This window comes from Pseudomonas sp. GM30 (genome assembly GCF_000282275.2).
Classification (GTDB): Bacteria; Pseudomonadota; Gammaproteobacteria; order Pseudomonadales; family Pseudomonadaceae; genus Aquipseudomonas.
In genome coordinates this window covers 52,058-72,354 of record NZ_AKJP02000004.1, presented here as the reverse complement: position 1 = coordinate 72,354, position 20,297 = coordinate 52,058, and the positions used below count along the sequence as shown (strand labels likewise).

Annotated in this window: 15 protein-coding genes and 1 tRNA gene; all 16 read right to left on the bottom strand. The window is 60.1% G+C overall.

The window, feature by feature from the left end:
• Positions 1–16: 16 nt before the first annotated feature.
• The gene (locus PMI25_RS03485) at positions 17–1,828 is read right to left on the bottom strand and encodes an alpha/beta hydrolase family protein (RefSeq protein WP_007966517.1); all 1,812 of its coding nucleotides are present in this window, start codon (positions 1,826–1,828) and stop codon (positions 17–19) included.
• The gene (pqqE, locus tag PMI25_RS03480) at positions 1,794–2,966 is read right to left on the bottom strand and encodes a pyrroloquinoline quinone biosynthesis protein PqqE (protein ID WP_045121967.1); all 1,173 of its coding nucleotides are present in this window, start codon (positions 2,964–2,966) and stop codon (positions 1,794–1,796) included. The genes PMI25_RS03485 and pqqE overlap by 35 nt, the downstream gene beginning before the upstream one ends.
• On the bottom strand, positions 2,938–3,213 hold the full coding sequence (pqqD, locus tag PMI25_RS03475; protein ID WP_007966513.1) for a pyrroloquinoline quinone biosynthesis peptide chaperone PqqD: 276 nt from the start codon (positions 3,211–3,213) through the stop codon (positions 2,938–2,940). The genes pqqE and pqqD overlap by 29 nt, the downstream gene beginning before the upstream one ends.
• Positions 3,210–3,962, bottom strand: coding sequence for a pyrroloquinoline-quinone synthase PqqC (pqqC, locus tag PMI25_RS03470; protein WP_007966511.1), 753 nt, complete (start codon positions 3,960–3,962; stop codon positions 3,210–3,212). Before pqqC ends, pqqD begins: the two co-directional genes overlap by 4 nt.
• A gap of 136 nt (positions 3,963–4,098) precedes the next feature.
• Positions 4,099–5,010, bottom strand: coding sequence for a pyrroloquinoline quinone biosynthesis protein PqqB (gene pqqB / locus PMI25_RS03465; RefSeq protein WP_007966509.1), 912 nt, complete (start codon positions 5,008–5,010; stop codon positions 4,099–4,101).
• Positions 5,011–5,091: 81 nt separating this feature from the next.
• Positions 5,092–5,166, bottom strand: coding sequence for a pyrroloquinoline quinone precursor peptide PqqA (gene pqqA, locus PMI25_RS27910; RefSeq protein ID WP_003422658.1), 75 nt, complete (start codon positions 5,164–5,166; stop codon positions 5,092–5,094).
• 158 nt (positions 5,167–5,324) lie between these two features.
• Positions 5,325–7,742: a pyrroloquinoline quinone biosynthesis protein PqqF gene (gene pqqF, locus PMI25_RS03460; RefSeq protein ID WP_007966507.1), complete on the bottom strand. Its 2,418-nt coding sequence runs from the start codon at positions 7,740–7,742 to the stop codon at positions 5,325–5,327.
• Positions 7,743–7,790: 48 nt separating this feature from the next.
• Positions 7,791–8,585, bottom strand: a complete 795-nt coding sequence (locus PMI25_RS03455; protein ID WP_007966505.1) for a carbon-nitrogen hydrolase family protein — start codon at positions 8,583–8,585, stop codon at positions 7,791–7,793.
• A gap of 12 nt (positions 8,586–8,597) precedes the next feature.
• The gene (locus tag PMI25_RS03450) at positions 8,598–10,280 is read right to left on the bottom strand and encodes a flavin monoamine oxidase family protein (RefSeq protein WP_007966502.1); all 1,683 of its coding nucleotides are present in this window, start codon (positions 10,278–10,280) and stop codon (positions 8,598–8,600) included.
• 206 nt (positions 10,281–10,486) lie between these two features.
• Complete coding sequence (locus PMI25_RS03445) at positions 10,487–10,948, bottom strand: Lrp/AsnC family transcriptional regulator (protein WP_007966501.1); 462 nt, start codon at positions 10,946–10,948, stop codon at positions 10,487–10,489.
• Positions 10,949–11,172: 224 nt separating this feature from the next.
• A complete protein-coding gene (locus tag PMI25_RS29585; RefSeq protein ID WP_238547064.1) occupies positions 11,173–11,697 on the bottom strand; it encodes a PBECR2 nuclease fold domain-containing protein in 525 nt (174 codons plus the stop codon).
• A 3-nt stretch (positions 11,698–11,700) separates the two neighbouring features.
• Positions 11,701–11,777: transfer RNA gene (locus PMI25_RS03435), tRNA-Ile, on the bottom strand.
• 15 nt (positions 11,778–11,792) lie between these two features.
• Positions 11,793–15,539 (bottom strand): bifunctional diguanylate cyclase/phosphodiesterase, encoded by a 3,747-nt coding sequence (locus PMI25_RS03430; RefSeq protein WP_007966499.1) that lies wholly within the window; start codon positions 15,537–15,539, stop codon positions 11,793–11,795.
• A gap of 126 nt (positions 15,540–15,665) precedes the next feature.
• Positions 15,666–17,513, bottom strand: a complete 1,848-nt coding sequence (gene rpoD, locus PMI25_RS03425) for an RNA polymerase sigma factor RpoD (protein WP_007966497.1) — start codon at positions 17,511–17,513, stop codon at positions 15,666–15,668.
• 67 nt (positions 17,514–17,580) lie between these two features.
• Positions 17,581–19,545, bottom strand: coding sequence for a DNA primase (gene dnaG, locus PMI25_RS03420; RefSeq protein ID WP_007966496.1), 1,965 nt, complete (start codon positions 19,543–19,545; stop codon positions 17,581–17,583).
• Between the two features lie 481 nt (positions 19,546–20,026).
• Complete coding sequence (rpsU, locus tag PMI25_RS03415) at positions 20,027–20,242, bottom strand: 30S ribosomal protein S21 (protein WP_002551877.1); 216 nt, start codon at positions 20,240–20,242, stop codon at positions 20,027–20,029.
• Positions 20,243–20,297 lie beyond the last annotated feature (55 nt).

Below are 20,297 nucleotides of genomic sequence, written 5' to 3'. Positions count from 1 at the left end.
AATGTAAATGCGATGCTCAGTCCGCCAACCCCATCACCCGCCGATAAAACTTCCATTCCTGCTCCAGCGCATGCGCCTGATTCACCGCCCGGCGAAAGCCATGGCGCTCTTCAGGGTAGTAATGCGCCTCGACCGGGATGCCATTGCGCTCCAGTGCCGTGACCATGTCGCGGGTCTGTTGCGGCACCACCACCGCATCCAGCTCACCCTGAAAGAAAATCACCGGCACCCGGATGTTGCTCGCATGCAGTAGCGGCGTGCGGGCGGCGTAGCGCTCGGTGTCCTGCTCAGGATCACCGATCAGCCAGTCCAGATAATCACCTTCAAACTTGTGCGTCGCCCGGGCAAGTGTCACCGGGTCGCTGACGCCGTACAAACTGGCGCCCGCGCGGAACACTTGCTGAAACGCCAATGCGCATAAGGTGGTGTAACCGCCGGCGCTGCCGCCACGGATAAACGCGCGTTCGCCATCGATCAGGCCTTGTTCGGCCAGATACGCCACCACCGCGCAGGCGTCCTCGACATCGACCTCGCCCCAACTCAGATGCAGCGCCTGACGATACTCGCGGCCATAACCGCTGCTGCCGCGATAATTGAGGTCGGCGACAGCGAAGCCGCGTTGCGTCCAGTACTGGATGCGCGGGTCGAGCATCGGGTAGCAAGCCGAGGTCGGGCCGCCGTGGATGAACACCACCAGTGGTGGCTTGGCTTCGTCGTTCATCGCCGGATAAAAGAAACCGTGGGCCTCACCGCTGCCACTCGGGTAGCGCAAGGTCTGTGGGCGGCTGATGCGCTCCGCCGGCAGAGGTGCAACACCACCGGCCAGCACTTGCACCGAGCGGGTCGTGCGTTCGATGGCAATCACCGTCGAAGGGCTGATCGGCGAGGCGGCGATGCAATAGATGAATTGCGAATCCAGTGCCAGATGCCGGAAGCGGCTGTAGTCGCCGGTGAAGTCTTCGCCGTCTAGCGCCAGTCGACCAAAACCGCCCTCGCTCCAGCTCGCCAGAAATGAATCGCCCACCGGCGTCCAGGTGCAGCCACCCATTTGCCACGGTGCGGGCGCGTGGTCGGCCTCGGCACTTGGCAGTCGCTGCAAGCCGTCGGACGTTTCGCCCCATGGCTGCCAGAAGCCGCCGCGATCGGTCAGGCAATACAGGCGACCTTGGGCATCGAACCGTGGTTGTTGGATCGACTCTTCACGGTCATCACCTGCGACACAGCAAGGTGCAGAATATCCACGTTCGGCCGCACGTTCGGCCACCATCAATCGTGTCGACGTCCATGGCTGATGCGGCCGGCTCCACTCGATCCAGACCAGTCGCGAACCGTCCGGACTGAGGGTCGGTGCAGCATAGAAATCCGCACCTTCCGCCAGTAGACGACGTGTGCCGTCAGCCAGGTTGATCGCCACCAGCCGATGCTGGTCACTTAGCTCCTCAACCGCCAACACCTGCCCGTCGGCAAAGTGCAGATCGCCATAACGACATTCACCAGCAGTCAGCGCTTGGGGCGCGCCATCCAGCGTCTGCCGATACAACTGCTGATCCGCCTCATTGACGAAAACCACCCCGTCCGGCGTCAGACAAAACGCGCCACCGCCATATTCGTACACCCGGCTACGCACGCTGAAGCCATCCGACGTCAGACATTTCGCCGCGCCGTCTCGCCAGTGCCAGATCCGGCACGCAGCATCTTCGGGGCGATATTCATTCCAGAACAAACCGTGGGCACCGAGTTGCAGTTCGGCGAAATCCATGCCGGCGGCGACGGCCTGGGCGGCGCTGAAAGACTCAGCCTTTGGCGATGAGACGCGAGTTTCGTTCATTACGGAAGGCCAGTTGTTCGATGGTCTGAGTGGCGGTCTCGGCTTCTTCGCGGGCTTTGAGAATCACGCCGTGATGTTCGGACTTGCTGCACACCGGGTCGGCATTGCTCGCGTCACCTGTGAGCATGAATGCCTGACAGCGGCAGCCGCCGAAGTCCTGTTCCTTCTCGTCGCACGAGCGGCACGGTTCGGGCATCCAGTCGTAACCGCGAAAGCGGTTGAAGCCGAAGGAGTCGTACCAGATGTGCTGCATGCTGTGGTCGCGCACGTTGGGAAATTGTACCGGCAGCTGTCGGGCACCATGACAGGGCAGGGCAGTGCCGTCCGGAGTCACCGTCAGAAAGATGCTGCCCCAGCCATTCATGCAGGCTTTCGGACGTTCTTCGTAGTAATCCGGGGTGACGAAAATCAACTTGCACGGATGCCCTTCGGCTTCCAGTTTGGCGCGGTATTCGTTGGTGATGCGTTCGGCACGCACCAGTTGTTCTTTGGTCGGCAACAGGCCGACACGGTTGAGCTGCGCCCAGCCGTAGAACTGGCAGGTGGCAAGTTCGACGAAGTCCGCTTCGAGCGCAATGCACAGCTCAATGATGCGGTCGATCTTGTCGATGTTGTGCCGATGGGTGACGAAGTTCAGCACCATCGGATAACCGTGGGCCTTCACCGCGCGGGCCATTTCCAGTTTCTGCGCGAAAGCCTTTTTCGAGCCGGCGAGCAGGTTGTTCACTTGCTCGTCACTGGCCTGGAAACTGATCTGGATGTGATCGAGACCAGCCTTCTTGAAGTCGCTGATCTTCTGCTCGGTCAGACCGATGCCGGAAGTGATCAGGTTGGTGTAGAAACCCAATTGCCGCGCTTCACGGATCAGCTCGGCGAGGTCCTGACGCACCAGTGGCTCGCCACCGGAAAACCCCAGTTGCGCCGCGCCCATCTCCCGCGCCTCGCGGAACACCTTGATCCACTGCTCGGTGCTCAGCTCTTTGCCCTGCTCGGCGAAATCCAGCGGATTGGAGCAGTACGGACATTGCAGCGGGCAGCGGTAGGTCAGCTCGGCGAGCAGCCACAGCGGCAGGCCGACTTCAGGTTTCGGCGGTACTTGCACCGATGCCTCAGGCAAGTTCGATCCAGTGCTGCGCACGGGCAACCTCCATGAATTGCTCGATGTCGTCACCGAGCTCGGGCACGCCGGGGAACTGCTCGTCGAGTGTGGCGATGATCGCCGCGACATCGCGTTCACCGTCGATCAAACCGCCGATCAGCGCAGCGCTGTCGTTGAGCTTGATCATGCCCTCGGGGTAGAGCAGCACGTGACCTTTTTGCGCCGGTTCGTACTGGAAACGGTAGCCGGGGCGCCAGGTCGGGATCTTGCTGCGATCAAAACTCATAGGGTGATTCCTTTGTGCCAGACCCGCTGCTCGGTGACGCTGTGATACGGCGGGCGGTTCAGTTCGTAAGCCATGCTCATGGCATCGAGCATGCTCCAAAGAATGTCCAGTTTGAACTGGAGAATTTCCAGCATGCGCTCCTGACCCTCACGGGTCTTGTAGTGCTGGAGTGTAATCGCCAGACCATGCTCGACATCGCGCCGCGCCTGTCCGAGGCGGGTGCGGAAATATTCGTAGCCGGCCGGGTCGATCCACGGGTAATGCTGCGGCCAGCTGTCGAGGCGCGACTGGTGGATCTGCGGCGCGAACAGTTCGGTCAACGAGCTGCTGGCGGCTTCCTGCCAACTGGCGCGGCGGGCGAAGTTGACGTAGGCATCGACGGCGAAACGCACGCCGGGCAGCACCAGTTCCTGGGAGCGCAGTTGATCCGGGTCGAGGCCGACCGCCTGACCGAGACGCAGCCAGGCTTCAATCCCGCCGTCTTCACCGGGGGCGCCGTCGTGGTCGAGCAGGCGTTGAATCCATTCGCGACGGATCTCGCGATCCGGGCAATTGGCGAGGATCGCCGCGTCTTTCAGGGGGATGTTCACCTGATAGTAGAAGCGGTTGGCGACCCAGCCCTGAATCTGCTCGCGGGTGGCTCGGCCTTCATACATCGCCACGTGGTAGGGGTGGTAGATGTGGTAGTAGGCGCCTTTGGCGCGCAGGGCGGCTTCGAATTCGCTGGGGGACAGCGGGGTGTCGGTCATTGCGGTTCTCCGGGGAACAACCGTTGGAATCCTGGGTGTCTGTTCAGACGTCTTCGCGAGCAAGCTCGCTCCCACAGGGTTTGTGAACGCCACAGATCCAATGTGGGAGCGAGCTTGCTCGCGAAGAGGCCGGTCGCTACAGCACAATACTCATGCCGTCATAAGCCACTTCAACATTACGCCGCGCCAGCTCCGCACGCTCAGCTGAGTCTTCATCGAGAATCGGGTTGGTGTTGTTGATGTGGATAAGCACTTTGCGCTGCTCGGGAAGCTGCTCCAGCACTTCGAGCATGCCGCCGGGGCCGTTCTGCGCCAGGTGGCCCATCTCGCGACCGGTGCGGGTGCCGACGCCACGGCGCTGCATTTCATCGTCATCCCACATTGTGCCGTCCACCAGCAGGCAATCGCTGCCGGCCATGATTTCCAGCAGCGGCGCGTCGACCTTGCCCAGCCCCGGCGCGTAGAACAGTTTGCCGCCCGTGTTGAGGTCTTCGACGATCAGGCCGATGTTGTCGCCCGGGTGCGGGTCGAAACGGTGCGGCGAATACGGTGGCGCGGCGCTGCGCAACGGCAGCGGGGTGAAGCGCAGGTTCGGGCAGGCTGCAACGGTGAAGCTCTGGTCGAGCTCGATGCGGTTCCAGTTCAGTCCGCCGTTCCAGTGGGTCAGCATCTTGAACAGCGGGAAACCGGTGCTCAGATCTTCGTGAACCATGTCCGTGCACCAGACCTGATGCGGGCAGCCTTCGCGCAGACTGAGCAGGCCGGTGGTGTGGTCGATCTGGCTGTCCATCAGGATGATCGCGCTGATGCCGGTGTCGCGCAGGGCTCGGCCCGGTTGCATCGGGGCGAAGCTCTGCAGTTGCGCGCGGATGTCCGGCGAAGCGTTGCACAGCACCCAGTTCACGCCGTCGTCGGAAATCGCGATGGACGATTGGGTGCGGGCCTTGGCATTCAGGCTGCCGTCGCGAAAGCCTGCGCAATTGACGCAGTTGCAGTTCCACTGCGGAAATCCGCCACCGGCGGCCGAACCCAGAATCTGGACGAACATGAACGCTCCCATCTTTCAACGCTGAAAATAAAACGCCCCGGCGAGCCGAGGCGTTGCACTGCAAGTCTGCGTAGGCAGAACTCAGCGGCTGGCGAAGTACATGGTGACTTCGAAGCCGATACGCAGGTCGGTGTAGGCCGGTTTTGTCCAGGACATAAGGTGACTCCTCATTGGGTGGGTGGGATAGCGCTGTCCATAGTTATAGTCCACGGCAGCGCAGGGATGTTCCAAATAGTTAGGCTGCTATGTTACTCAAAATTTCAACGGTATTGCCCGTGAATCTTTGAGAAAGCTCCTTGCAGCCTGGGTAATGATCAATTTGTCGCTTGCCACGGGGCGCCGGGTGACAGTTCGCTGGCCAGGCAGAGCCAGCCGCCCTCGGCGTTGAGCAAGCGCTGAGCTGCCGCCAGCAATGCCGAGCGTTCCAGTTGACTGATGGCTGTGTGCAGTTGCTCCAGATAATCCGACGAGTGGCCAGCGAGGTTGGCGTGCCACAGCAACTCTGCGGCGTCTCTGTCGGACAGATTGCTTTGCTCGAACTGCTCCGCGAGTGAACGGCGTTGCTGGTTGAAGCGTTCTTCCTCGAGGTTTTCGATCAGCGCAGGAATGCTCTCGAGGAACTGCCGGATATGGGCAAGCAGTTCGGCGGGCGCAGTGTCCGGCGACTGCACGCCAAACAGCAATCCAGTCTGGCCGTGCATCTGCCGCAAGGCGCTGAACACCGCATAACCCAATTGCAATTCGACTCGCAGGCGCTGATAGAACGGGGTCTGGCACAGCTGCGCGAGCAGGCGCCAGGCCGCTTCGTCATCTATTTTGTGGCTGGCGGTCGGGCAGAACAACAGCAACGCATGCTCGCTGGAGGCGGTGTCGATGTGGCTCCACAGGTGTTGCTTGGTGATCGTGGGCGCTGCCGGCAATTGATTGTCCGGGATACCGGGGATGCGGCTCAGGGCCAGGCCCAAGGCCGATTGCGTCTGTGCGCTGAGGCCCAGGGCCAGTCCGTCCCAGCGTGAAGTTGTCCACAGCCCTTTTGCATCGTCCGATTCGATGGCCGGTGTCAGGCAATGCTCAGGCAATGCCTTGAGCAACTGACGGATCGGAATCAACGGTGCTTTTGGCTCTGTGCGCGGGGAATCGGCGTCAACCTGCGTCAAACATTTCAGCGCATGCTCCAGGACACCGGGCATCGGTTCCTGTAGCCCGGTGAGTTTCAGCAGCCATTGCGTGCCGCTGACATCGAGCGACAGCTCGACGCCCGCCTGCCGCGCATCTTCCCGGGTTTCCCGCAGGCTGCGTTGCAGCTTGCCCTGCAGATCGGTGCTGGCAGCCGCTTCCGTCTGCCAACGCAGGTAAATCGCGCCGTGATCACTGTTATCCGGCAGCGCCTGACTGAATTGCATCGGTGAACGCTCACGTCGCCCCCGCGAGCGATCTTGAGCGAACGTACGCAAACCACGATGGGCACTGGTCTGGCCCCGGATCAGGCCGGCGTTGGCCAGCGGTTCGCTGGAGCGCAGGAAAGGGTTGGCGGCCGGCAGATGCCAATGGTCACTGAAGTTATCCACAACGCCGATGTCGCGCAGGATCTGTTTGAGCGCAACGACGCCGTTTTCCGACAGACCGTTTTCCCGTTGTTCACTGTCGAGCCGCGCCAGTTCCAGGGCGCCGCTGATTTGCTGCTGACGCTCAAGCAGCTTGGTGTATTCCTTGCGCAACGCTGCCCAGTCCTGTTGCGCGGCAAAGAAGCTCAACCAGTCCAGAAACTGTTCACGAATGGCGCTGAAGGATTCGGCGGGGGCGGTGAATTGCAGATGCAGCAGCGCTTGCCCGGCGAACTGATACAGCGGCACGGCTTTCAAACCGTCCGCGAGGCGTTGTTGCTGCAAATGGGAGAGCAAACCGCCGGGCTTGGTACTGTTCAGCCAATGGCAGAGAAACGCCAGCGCTTCGACGGACGATTCGGGCAGTGCTTCGAAAGTGAACAACAGATGGCTGCTTCGCTCGCCGACCTGTTGATAACTGTTCACCGCCAAAGGCAGGGTCGCTGCCTGCTCTACTTTATCCCCAACCGGCAGCGCGGCGGCGAACTGCTGCACCAGTACGTGCAATTCCTCAATGCTCTGCGGCCCGACCAGGCTCAGCGTCATTTGCCCGGTACGATAAAACCGCTGATGGAAATCCTTCAGCGCCTGTTGAAACGCTAGTAACTCAACCTTCAGGCTATCGCGATTCCCCGCATGAAACCCGCGCAGCGGATGTGTGGCCGGCAATCCCTCGTACAGCGCCAGTTCCTGCTGCGCCGTCGGATCTTGCGACCACGCGACAAATTCTGCGTCCAGCACTTCGCGTTCGCGCAACTGATCGTGCGAATTCATACGCGGACGGGCGAGCATGTCTGACAGACGCTCAAGCCCGGCGCTGAAGGCCGAGGTCGGCAATTCGAAGAAGAAGTCTGTGGTGCGTTCACGAGTGCTAGCGTTTACTTGCCCACCGTGACTTTGCACGTAGGCCATCAGCGCCTGATCGGTAGGAAACCGCTCAGTGCCGAGAAACAGCAGATGCTCAAGAAAATGCGCCAGTCCCGGCCACTCCAGTGGCACATCATGGCTACCGGCAGCCACCCGCAACGCAGCGGCGCTGTGCTTCAAGCCGGGCACCTGACGCAGGGTCACGCGCAAGCCGTTGGCCAGGGTTTCAGTGTGGGGGCGGGGGTGAGTCAGCGCAGGCATGGGCACTTCCAGAACAGTGAAGTGCCAATGCTAGCGGATTGCGTGGGGTCAGCGCTTGCTCAGTGCGTCGTAAAGCTCGGGACGGCGGTCACTGAGGTAGCGATTGGCGGCGCGGGAGTCGAGCATCAACTGGCGATCCAGCTCACCGACAATCAACGCTTCATCGAGTCCGGCCTGAGCGATACGGCTGCCGTCCGGCGCGGCGATGCTGCTTTGTCCGCAATAGTGAATCTCGCCTTCATGCCCGCAGTAGTTGGCGTACGCCACGTAGCACTGGTTTTCGAAGGCACGGGAACGCACGGTGACGTCAGCGACGAAATCGAACGGAATCATGTTTGCCGTCGGCACCAGAATCAGCTCGGCACCGGCCAGCGCCAGACGCCGCGCGTTCTCGGGAAACTCCAAGTCGTAGCAGATCAGGAAACCGAGCTTCCAGCCGTTGAGTTCAACAACCGGAAAATCATCTTCGCCGGGGCTGAACATTGACCGATCCAGGTCGCCGAACAGGTGGGTCTTGCGGTAATTGCACAGGCGCTCGCCGCGCGCGTCGATCAACTGCACGGCGTTGTAGATCTGCCCGTCGGCCGTGCGCTCGGGGTACCCGTAAGCAATTGCCAGCCCGGCGACTTTGGCGATTCGACCGATCTGCTGCGCCCATTCACCGTTGTAGACCTCGGCCAGCGTACTGACTGCCTCGGCGCCGATGTTGTAGCCGGTCAGGAACATCTCCGGCAGCACCAGCAGGTCAGCACCCTTGGCCTCCATTGCCAGTTGCTGCAGGCGATGCAGGTTGGCGGGGGGTTCCAGGGGCAGCGGTGGACATTGGTAAAGGGCTACACGCATCGGGGATTCCTCTTACTCGGGCAGGGCGATAGGGCCGATGTCTTTGAACACATCACCCGGGCCCGGGTTCTCTTTATGTGTCGAACCGCCGAAGTGTTTCATGATGCCCCACACCGCGTTGAGTGAAGTTTGCACCGCGCCTTCGACCCACGCCGGGGTCCACGACACGTCGTCACCGGCGATGAAAATCCCCCGCTGCTCCGCCGGCATGTCGTCCTGCATGAAGTGCGCGTACATGCGCTGGTTGTAGCGATAGTGGCCGGGCAGGGCGCCTTTGAATGCACCGAGGAAGTACGGGTCGGCTTCCCATGACACGGTGATCGGATCGCCGATGATCCGCGCGGCGATATCGACTTTCGGATAGATCTTCTTCAGCGCGTTCAACGCCAGCTCTACGCGTTTTTCCACCGGGTGCGGCAGCATCTTCAGCGCGTCGCTCATCCACGAATACGACAGACAGATCACGCCGGGCTTGTCGTCACCGTTGTCGAAGAGGTAAGTGCCACGGGTCAGGCGATCGGTGAGGGTCATGCTCATCAGGTCGCGGCCGGTTTGCGGGTCCTTGTCCTTCCAGAAAGGCCGGTCGACCATCACGAAGGTCTTCGACGACTGCATGTAGCGCGTGCGATCCAGCGCCATCCACATCTTCTGCGAGAACAGGGTTTCGTCGCATTCGATCTGGGTGGTCAGCAGCCAGCTTTGGCAGGTGGTCAGCACGGCGGCGTATTCGCGGGTGTCACCGTTGTTGTCGGTGACGGCGAAACGGCCGTCTGGGGCGTGAGCTATTTTCTTCACGCCGGACCGCGGCGCGCCACGGTGCAGGGATTTCAGGCTGGTGCCTTCAGGCCAGTGCACGCAGCGCTCCGGCACATGGCGCCAGATGCCTTGCGGCACTTGCTCCACACCGCCAACCACCAGGTGCTGGTGATCGTCGCAATTGGTCATCACCACGCGGAAGATTTCCAGCATCGAATTGGGAAAGTCCGAGTCCCAGCCGCCCGTGCCGAAACCGACCTGACCGAACACTTCGCGGTGATGGAACGACAGCTTGGCGAAGGCCTTGGACGTGGCAACGAAGTCGTAGAAGGTGCGGTCGTCCCACAGTGGCACGAGTCTGTTCCACAGCTCCTTGAGGCGTGGCACATCGCGGTCGCGGATGGCTTGCTGGATATCGGCGAACTGCGAGCCGGCCTCCAGTGCATCCGCCCAGGCGTCAGCCACTTCCTGAAACAGCGCAGGAAGATCCTTCAGGCTTTGTGCGTAATGGGTTTTGCCTTCCAGATCGATCACGGTGCTGCCGGAGGCCGGTGTCAGCGGGTTCGGGAACGGTTTGGTCTCAAGGCCAAGTTTGTCCACGTAGTGATAGAACGCCGTGGAGGACACCGGGAAACGCATGCCGCCCAGTTCTGCGACGATGCCGTCGGTGCCGTTGAACGCTTGCGAGCGCAGACGCCCACCCAGCTTCGAGGCCTCGTACACCACCGGTTTCAAGCCGAGCTTCATCAGTTCGTAAGCGGCCACCAGGCCAGCAATGCCGGCGCCGACAATCGCCACTTCAGCGCCGTGGTGGTGTTCAGGAATGCTGCCGAGACCGGCCGGGTGTTCGATCCAGTCGTCGAAGGCGAACGGAAAGTCCGGGCCGAAAATGGTGACTGGTTTCTTGCCGTCTGCAGGATGGCGATTGTTCTTGTTCATGGCTGACCTTGCTGGCGACCCGACGCAGGATGCGCGTCTGAGTATAGGAAAAGATGCCAGCCATTCTAGGGAGCGTAGAACACGTTAATAAGACGCAAAGTGTCGTCGTTTTGCCGGTTAACTGATCAATTTGACGATCGCTGACTGCACACCGACCAAATGTGGGAGCGAGCCTGCTCGCGAAGAGGCCCTTGCAGCCAACAAATTCAGACCGGCTGCCCCCGATCAATCTTGCTGCTCAAAATGATCGAGGTCGTCGTCTTCTCCACCCCATCCACACTGCCAATCTGATCCAGCAACTGATCCAGCTGTTCCGGTGAGTCGGTACGCAACCACGCCACATAATCAAACTCACCACTCACTGCACACAACTGCTGCACCTGCGCCATGGCGCTCAACCGACGCAGCACTTCCTTGCCGGAACGCGGCTGCACCTTGATCCCGACATACGCCTGCAACCCGCCATCGACCACGCGCTGCCCCAGACGCACGCCATAACCGGTGATCACCTTGGCCTTTTCCAGCCGCGCCAGACGTGAGGTGACGGTGGTACGCGCGATGCCCAGTTGCCGGGCAAGCATGGCCACGCTTTCGCGGGCGTTGATCTGCAGGGCGGCGATCAGTTGGCGATCGATTTCGTCGAGGGCGGGGGGGCGGGTGTCTGGCAACGGTTGGCTCCATGACTGTCGAGGGCGGATGGGTTTGCATGTTACAGGCACTATCAGCGACACGCTGCTGGCGATGACTGAGCACTTCACTTGTGCTTCGACGCATTGGTTGCGCCAAAGCAAACCATCAAATATTTGGTTTGACTTGCCGGTTTTATTTATCAAGAATGCCAACAAGAGCGCGAAATCTGCTGCCTTGCAGGGCATTAGCGGACGTAGGTACCTCAGCGATGCTGCAACATCGGTGCAAGGTGAGACCTCTTCATCCCATTTCCTGAGGATGCAAATATCAGGATTCGAATATCAAGGGCAGCCAACTGGCTGCCCTTTTCTTTGTCTTGAAGAATGTACCGCTTGTACAAAAGATCGCCTTGGCGGTGCTTGTTCATTGCTCTTGACGGAGCGTGCATGAAATTCCAGAGGACGTGCCCGTTACGCACATCGACTACGACGAGCATGTCGTTTTTTGCTTCATAGGCGTTGATGAATGCCAATCGGAAACCGCCATTATCGTAGAGGACTTTCCATACTTCGAATGGTCCCGTGAGCGTATCGATGGCATGTTGAACATAGCGTTCTCGGGAGTCGGGACGTTTCTCGACGATGTGGGCCAGTTTGTCACGCGTGAGAAAACATAGCTTCGGAACATTCCTGCAGCCTTCGGGGAAGTCTTCCGAACATTGCGCTCGCAAAGATTGTCCCCTCAACCGATCGCCCAAGAAAAAGCCGCGCAATTGCGCGGCTTTCAAATGTGGTGGGCCCACACGGACTTGAACCGTGGACCAAAGGATTATGAGTCCTCTGCTCTAACCAACTGAGCTATAGGCCCTCAGTAGGCCGCGGATTATAGCGACGGTTTGGCGGCTGTGCTATCCGAATAATCCGATACGGTTACACGAAGAAACGTTGCGGCGAATGCTTCCGGGGGCAGCGGCAGGCTGACGATGTAGCCCTGGATCTGTTCGCAACCTTCGGCGGCGAGGAATTGTTGCTGGGCCTGGGTTTCAACACCCTCGGCAATCACGGTGAATTGCATGCTCCGGCCAAGGGCAATGATTGCCCGCACAATCGCCGCGTCGTGGGGGTCATCGGGCAATCCACGGACAAATGACTGGTCGATCTTGAGGATGTCCAGCGGCAGGCGTTTCAGGTAACTGAGCGAAGAATAACCAGTGCCGAAGTCGTCGATCGCCAGTTGCACACCCAGGTGTTTGAGCTGGTGCAACACCGCCAAGGCCTCTTCGGCCTGGCTCATGATGAAGTTTTCGGTAATTTCCAGTTGCAGTAAATCCGGCTGCAGGCGGTTGTCCCTGAGCAGTTGTTCGATGCGCCCGAGCAGATTCGGCTGGCGCAGTTGCGCACCGGCGAGGTTGACCGAGAGCGGTCCGAGGCTGTCGTAGATCTGGCTCCATTCGAACATCTGCCGGCAGGCGGTTTCGAGCACCCAGTCACCGATCTGCAAAATCATGCCGTTCTCTTCGGCCAGTGGGATGAAGTGTTCTGGCGGCACTTCGCCGAAGGTCGGGTGACGCCAGCGAATCAGCGCTTCGGCGCCGACCAGCCGATGGTCGTCGAGGCTGATTTTCGGTTGGTAGTAGAGGAACAACTCCTCGCGCTCGATGGCGCGACGCAGTTCGTGTTCCAGTGCCACGCGTTCGCTGGCCTGGGCGGTGAGGTCGCGGGTGTAGCTTTCGACGCGGTTACGGCCCTTGGCCTTGGAGCGGTACATCGCCGCGTCGGCGTTTTTCACCAGCGTGGCGACGTCGCAGCCGTCGCGGGGATACAGACTGGTGCCGATGCTGGCGCTGATGAAAAACTCGTGCTCACCGGCCTGAAACGGTGCGCCAAAGCAGTTGAGCAGTTTGAATGCGATGTTGTCGGCATCGCTGGCTTGTTGCAGACCCGGCAGCAGGATGATGAACTCATCACCGCCCAATCGTGCGACGGTGTCGATGTCGCGCAATTGCTCCTTCAGGCGTACGGCAATGCCCTTGAGCAGCAGGTCGCCGACCGGGTGGCCGAGGCTGTCGTTGATGTGTTTGAAACGGTCGAGATCGAGGAACAGCACCGCGCCCTGACCACCGTTTTCCTGCTGACTGTTCAGCGCGGTGAGCAGGCGGCTTTCAAACAGGGTGCGATTCGGCAGACCGGTGAGCGGGTCGTGGTGCGCTTGATAATCGAGCTTGGCCTGCGCGTGTTTGAGGCTGGAGATATCGGCAAACACCGCGACGAAGTGGGTGATGAACTTGTCGCGGTTGCGCACGGCGCTGATGGTCAGCCAGCTGGGGTACAACTCGCCGTTCTTACGCCGGTTGGAAATCTCTCCCTGCCAGTGTCCTTCGGCGGTCAACTGGTGCCACATCGCCGCATAAAAAGCGCTGTCGTGCAGGCCCGAGGCGAGCAGGCGCGGGGTATGGCCGAGGGCTTCGCTTTCGCTGTAGCCGGTGATTTCGCTGAATGCGCGGTTGACCGCGCTGATGTGCTGCTGGGTATCGGTGATCAACACGCCTTCGGCGGTGCTTTCGAATACGGTGGCGGCCTGTTGCAGTTTTTCCTGCATCAGGTGGCGCTCGGTGATGTCCCGGGCAATGGTCAACATGCAGTCTTCTTCGCCGATCGGCAGCGGACGGCTGGACACTTCGCACAGACGGATTTGCCCGTCGCTGCGGCGGATATGGCAGGTGAAATCGCGCACGAAGCCGTCGCGGTGCAGCAGGTCGAGCATCTGCTTGCGTTCGTTGAGGTTGACCCAGATCCCCAGATCCAACGCCGAGCGATCCACCGACATCGCGCTGTTGAACCCGGTGATGCGGCTGAAGCCCTCGTTGACTTCCAGCAGCAAGCCATCGCTCTGACGCGACAGCAGCAAGCCGTCCGGCGAGGCGTGAAAGGCCTTGGCGAACTTCTCTTCGGAGGTTTGCAGTTGCTGCTGGGTTTCCTTGAGCTGGGTGATGTCGCGCACGACCACCACCAGCGCCGGAGTGGTGTCGAGGTCGAAGGGCTCGGCGGAGATCAGACCGGTGAACACCTGGCCGTTGTTGCGGCGAAAGGGCATCTCCAGGTTGCGAATACTGCCGGCCTGCAAACGTTGCAACAGCCCCGGCCCGACCCCGGGAATGCCCCAGATGTTGAGTTCGGTGGCGGTCTGGCCGACGACTTCTTCGGCTTTCAGGCCGATTTGCTCTTCAAAGGCTTCGTTGACCTCCAGCAGGCAGCCGTCGGACAGTCGCGCGATTACCAGGATATCCGGGCATTGCTGGAACACCGAGGCGAACTTCTGTTCCGACAGTCGAAGTGCTTCTTCAGTGCGCTTGGTTTCGCTGATGTCGATCATCAGCCCGCGCATCACGGGCTCATGGCCATGTTCAATCAGGCTGACGATGTCGCGCACCCACAGGCAGCGTCCGTCAGCGGTGATCACTCGATAGTCGAGAGCGTGGTCGCGCCCGTCGCGTACCGCTTCATCGCAAATGGCTTGGGCGCGGGTCAGGTCGGCGGGGTGGATGATGTTGCGCCAGAACCCCGGAATCAGCCAGTGCGCCTGTGGATAACCAAGCAGGTCTTCGGCATGGGGCGACACATAGCTGTAGGTGAAGTCGCTCATGCGCGCTTCCCAGGCAATGGCCGAAAGGCTCTCCACCAGCCCGCGGTAGTGGTATTCGCTGCTGCGCAGCTCCTGTTCGAGGTCGACGCGCCGGGCGATTTCCGAACTCAGACGACGATTGATGCGAATGACCACCGCCAGGATGATCACCAGCAGTAACAGGCCCGGCAGACCGTAGATCAGCAGGTCCGACCAGAATGTCCGATGGTCCAGAACATTGCCGACCCAGTGCTCCTGAATGCTGCTGATTTCCTCGGGACTCATGTCCGCCAGGACTTTGTCGAGAATGCCCACCAGCATTTTGTTGTCGCGGGGTACGCCCATGGCCAACTGATAGCGATACGGGGTTTCGCCGCTCACGTATAAACCGTCGAGCTTGAGCTGACGCAGGCTCCAGACGCTGGAGGCGAGATCACCAACCACGGCATCGACCTCATCGGTCGCCAGCGCTTGCAGGGCCGAGCTGACATTGGGCATGGCCACCAGGTTCAGGTCTGGATGCTGAGTGCGCAGCAACTCATGCGGGGCATAGTTCTCCACGACAGCAATCTTCAGGCCATACAGATCGTCCAGCTTGCGCGGTTGCGCGCCGCCGATGTGGGCAAGGATCACGATCGGGAAATCGAGGTAGGGGCGGGTAAACGACAGATAGTTCTGGCGCTCCGGCGTGGACATGATCCCCGGCAGCAGGTCGATCTTGCCGGTTTTCACCTGGGCCAGCACTTCGGTCCAGCTCGATGGCTCGATCGGATTGAGTTTGATCGCCAGGCGCTGGCGAATCACGTCGATGTAATCAGCGGCCAGCCCCTGATAGCGATTCTGTTCATCGCGGAACTCGAACGGCGGCCACGACGCATCGACACCCAGGCGCAAGTCGGGGTGAGCCGCGAGCCAGCTACGTTCTTCATCGGTCAGAGTCAGCGCGTTAGCCGTTGCGGTCCAGATCATCAGTGACAGCAAGAAAAGCACGGGCGCCAGTCTGGGCATAACCGTCTCGTTAGGGCACGGGATTCATTGCTTCGAGTGTAGACGGGGTATGCAGGGGAGGGGCTGCGCGAGGAATTTAATCTGCCACATAAACAAAACCCCCGGCCTGGGCCGGGGGTTCTGGTATCACTCGTCGAGGAAGGAGCGCAGATGCTCGCTTCGCGTCGGGTGGCGCAGCTTGCGCAGCGCCTTGGCTTCGATCTGACGGATCCGCTCACGCGTTACGTCAAACTGTTTGCCCACTTCTTCGAGTGTGTGGTCGGTGTTCATGTCGATACCGAAACGCATGCGCAGTACCTTGGCTTCACGGGCAGTGAGGCCGGACAACACTTCGCGAGTCGCTTCTTTCAGGCTCTCAACGGTTGCAACATCGATTGGCGACTGCATGGTGGAGTCTTCGATGAAGTCGCCCAGATGGGAGTCTTCGTCATCACCGATCGGGGTTTCCATGGAGATCGGCTCTTTAGCGATCTTCAATACCTTGCGGATCTTGTCCTCAGGCATTTCCATGCGTTCGCCCAGCTCTTCCGGGGTCGGTTCGCGACCCATTTCCTGCAGCATCTGGCGGGAAATGCGGTTGAGCTTGTTGATCGTCTCGATCATGTGCACCGGAATACGGATGGTGCGGGCCTGGTCGGCGATCGAGCGAGTGATCGCCTGACGGATCCACCAGGTGGCATAAGTCGAGAACTTGTAACCACGACGGTATTCGAACTTGTCCACCGCTTTCATCAGACCGATGTTGCCTTCCTGGATCAGATCGAGGAATTGCAGGCCGCGGTTGGTGTACTTCTTGGCGATCGAGATCACCAGACGCAGGTTGGCTTCAACCATCTCTTTCTTCGCGCGGCGGGCCTTGGCCTCACCGATCGACATGCGACGGTTGATGTCCTTGATTTCAGCGATGGTCAGGCCGGTCTCGGTTTCCAGCGCAATCAGCTTCTGCTGGCAACGGATGATGTCCGGCTGTACGCGACCAATGGCTTCGGCGTATTTGCTCTTGCCTTTGGCCAGGGCGTCGGACCAGCTTTCGTCGACTTCGTTGCCCGGGAACTGACGCAGGAAATCGGCGCGTGGCATACGTGCATCACGTACACACAGTTGCATGATCGCGCGCTCTTGCTGACGCAGACGATCCAGGGCACTGCGAACACGCTCGACCAGGGCTTCGAATTGCTTCGGCACCAGTTTGATCGGCATGAACAGCTCGGCCAGGGCCAGCAACTCGGCAATCGCTGCCTTGTTGTGACGACCGTGCTTTTTCAGGGCCTTGCGGGTGATTTCCATCTGATCGGACACAGCGCCGAAACGCTGGGCAGCGATGACCGGATCCGGACCGCTTTCGGCTTCTTCTTCGTCATCCGAAGCTTCGGCGTCATCGTCATCGGTATCGTCGTCAGCCTTGGCGGCTTTCGCGTCGATCGGCGGTGGCACTTCGGCGGCCGGCGGCGCAATGCCGTCGTCCGGGTCGATGTAACCGCTCAGAACGTCGGACAGGCGACCACCTTCGGTGGTGACGCGAGTGTACTCGGAGAGAATGTGGTCAACCGTGCCAGGGAAGTGCGCGATAGCGCTCATCACTTCACGGATGCCTTCTTCGATACGTTTGGCGATTTCGATTTCGCCTTCACGAGTCAGAAGCTCGACCGTACCCATTTCACGCATGTACATGCGCACTGGGTCAGTGGTGCGACCGATATCGGTCTCCACCGCTGCCAACGCGGCGGCTGCTTCTTCCGCAGCGGCCTCGTCGGTATCGGCGTCGGCCAACATAAGGGCGTCCGCATCCGGAGCACTCTCGTGTACGGGGATCCCCATGTCGTTAATCATGCGGATGATGTCTTCCACCTGCTCTGGATCTGAAATATCCTCGGGCAGGTGGTCGTTGACCTCGGCGTAAGTCAGATACTTCTGCTCACGACCCAGTTTGATCAACTCAATAATACGAGACTGCTGTTGCGCTTTTCCGGACATAACACCCTATCCACTGAAGGTCTTGGCGGGCAAAAAACAAGCCGAGGATTATACCTGAGCTATGACCTCACGCGCCAGTTGAGGTCGGGTTTGATGCGGAAACATTGCGACTTAAAAGGTCGCGCAGTTGATTTTTCTCTTCGGCGCTCAGTTCGCTTTGACGCGCTTTCCTGAGCAACTGTTCCAGATTTCGCTCGCGTTGGCGGGCTGACAAGCTAGTAATGGTGTCGAAAAACTGTTGTTCAAGGTTTTCTCCGTCAATCAGCCACTCCTTTTCCGCCAGTGCCTTGAGCAGGCGACCCTGTTCAGTGCCGTGCCATCGCGCGATCAACTGAAATGAGTTTAGCTTGGGATTCTTCTGTACGGCTTCGAGCAGTGCCACAAGCAACTGTGCGTTGGTCTGATTTTCATCCGCAATGTGCCCGGCGTCCTCGACGCGCTCGGCCAGTTGCGGGTGATGCAGCAATGTTCGTAGCGCGGTCAGGGTCGGTGACTCGACGCCAATCGGCGTGCGCGGGCGTTGTTGATCGCGATCGCCGCCACGCTTGCCATTCTTGTCCCAGGGTTTCTTGTCCCATTTTTTGCCGCCGGCGCCGGGTTTCTTCGGCGTCCACTCCTGCTGCGGCACATACATGTCCTGTGCCTGCGGCTGATGGTAGTCGCTGTAGTCCGGCATTGCGTCGTAATCGATGCCCGGATCGTACGCGGGCGGCGCTTCCTGCGGCGCGCTTTGCGCCAGCTGGCTGACGGTTTCGCTGCTCAGGCCGGTGATTTCGGTCAGGCGCTGACGCATCAGAATGCGCAGGTTCGCGCCCGGCACTTTGTCGATCAGCGGCGCGGCGAGGGTAGCCATGTGAGCCTTGCCTTCGAGCGAGCGCGGATCGGCTTCTTCGGTCAGTTGCTGGAAAAAATAGTCCGCCAGCGGCTGCGCATGTTGGTTGATTCGGGCCTTGAAGGCGTCAGTGCCTTCGGCGCGAACCAGGGTGTCCGGGTCTTCGCCTTCGGGCAGGAACAGGAAGCGTGCACGGCGCCCGTCCTGCAGGCACGGCAGTGTCGCTTCCAGCGCGCGCCATGCAGCGTTGCGGCCGGCCTGGTCACCGTCGAAGCAGAACAATACGTTCGGCACCACGCGAAACAGGCGTTTGAGGTGTTCTTCGCTGGTCGCTGTGCCCAGGGTCGCGACGGCATTGCGCAAGCCTTGCTGGGCGAGGGCGATGACGTCCATATAACCCTCGACGACGATGATTTCGTCGAGGTTGCGGTTGTTCTTGCGTGCTTCATAGAGGCCGTAGAGTTCCTGGCCTTTATGAAAGACCGGGGTTTCCGGCGAGTTCAGGTATTTCGGCTTGTCGTCACCCAGTACCCGGCCACCGAAAGCGATGATCCGGCCGCGGGTGTCGCGAATCGGGAACATCACGCGATCGCGGAAGCGGTCATAGCGTTTGCCGGTTTCGGCGTTCTCGATCAGCAGGCCGGCGTCGATCATGGCCTTCTGCTGCAAAGTGTCGCTGCTCAGGTGTTTGAACAGATTGTCCCAGCCCGGTGGCGCGAAACCGAGACCGAAGTCCCGGGCGATCTCACCGGTCAGCCCGCGGCCCTTGAGGTAATCCACCGCAGCCTTGCGCGCCGGATGGCTCTTGAGCGCCTGCCGGTAAAAATCGGCGGCGGCGGTGAGCAGCGGATACAGCGGCGAATCGGTCGGCTGCCGCGGTTTGTGCGGGCGGCCGCTTTCTTCACGCGGGATTTCCATGCCGGCGGCTTTGGCCAGATCCTCGACGGCCTGGGGGAAATCCAGGTTGTCGTGATCCATGAGAAAGCCCAGGGCGTTGCCACCGGCGCCGCAGCCGAAGCAGTAATAGAACTGCTTGTCGGGACTGACGCTGAACGACGGGGTTTTCTCTTTATGGAACGGGCAGCAGGCAGTGTAATTCTTGCCGGCCTTTTTCAGTTGCACGCGCGAGCTGACCACATCGACGATGTCGGTGCGGTTCAGGAGGTCGTCAATAAAGCTCTGGGGAATCAGCCCGGCCATGGCGTTCTCGTCTGTGCTGTAATGAGTCCGATGCGAAGGGCGGCCGGACGCAGGTCTTGAGTGAAGCGCACAAAATGGGCGGCTCGACCGGTGTCGTTTGCGTGATCGCTGTCGGGAAGTGTATCTGCCGAAAATCCACTGACGTTAGTACCAATCAGTCTTCGACTATTTGAAAGTGTTGCGCTGAATCCGCTGACGGCCGATAAATGGCCTCGGATAGCTCAATAAAGCGGGCACGCATGCAGGTGCCTTGGGCTGATCGTCGTGAGAGGAATCAGTGGGTGTGCTCGTCAGTAGCCTTGAAAGGCTCGTCAGAAAAGACGTGCACCGCTGGCAAAAGAGCCAGGTCTGACGCGTGAAGCGGATTTGTCTCGGTCGCGTGTGCGGCTTCGACGGTGAAGCATCAAGCGTTTTACGCAAATGCCATTAGCCCGGCTGAGGGCCGGGCTTAGGCAAGAAGCTTGCTACGATCGTCTGTGTATTAGTACAGACGAACGGCGCGGCGCTGTTCGCGCTGAACTTTCTTGGCGTGACGCTTAACAGCGGCTGCTGCTTTGCGCTTACGCTCAGAAGTTGGCTTCTCGTAAAATTCGCGGCTACGAACTTCAGCCAGTACACCGGCTTTTTCGCAGGAGCGCTTGAAACGACGCAGAGCTACGTCGAAGGGTTCGTTCTCTTTAACTTTGACGGCTGGCATCCAGAGCTACCTTCATTCATTACCGGGGTCAACATCCTCGCGGCAAAAGAGCACT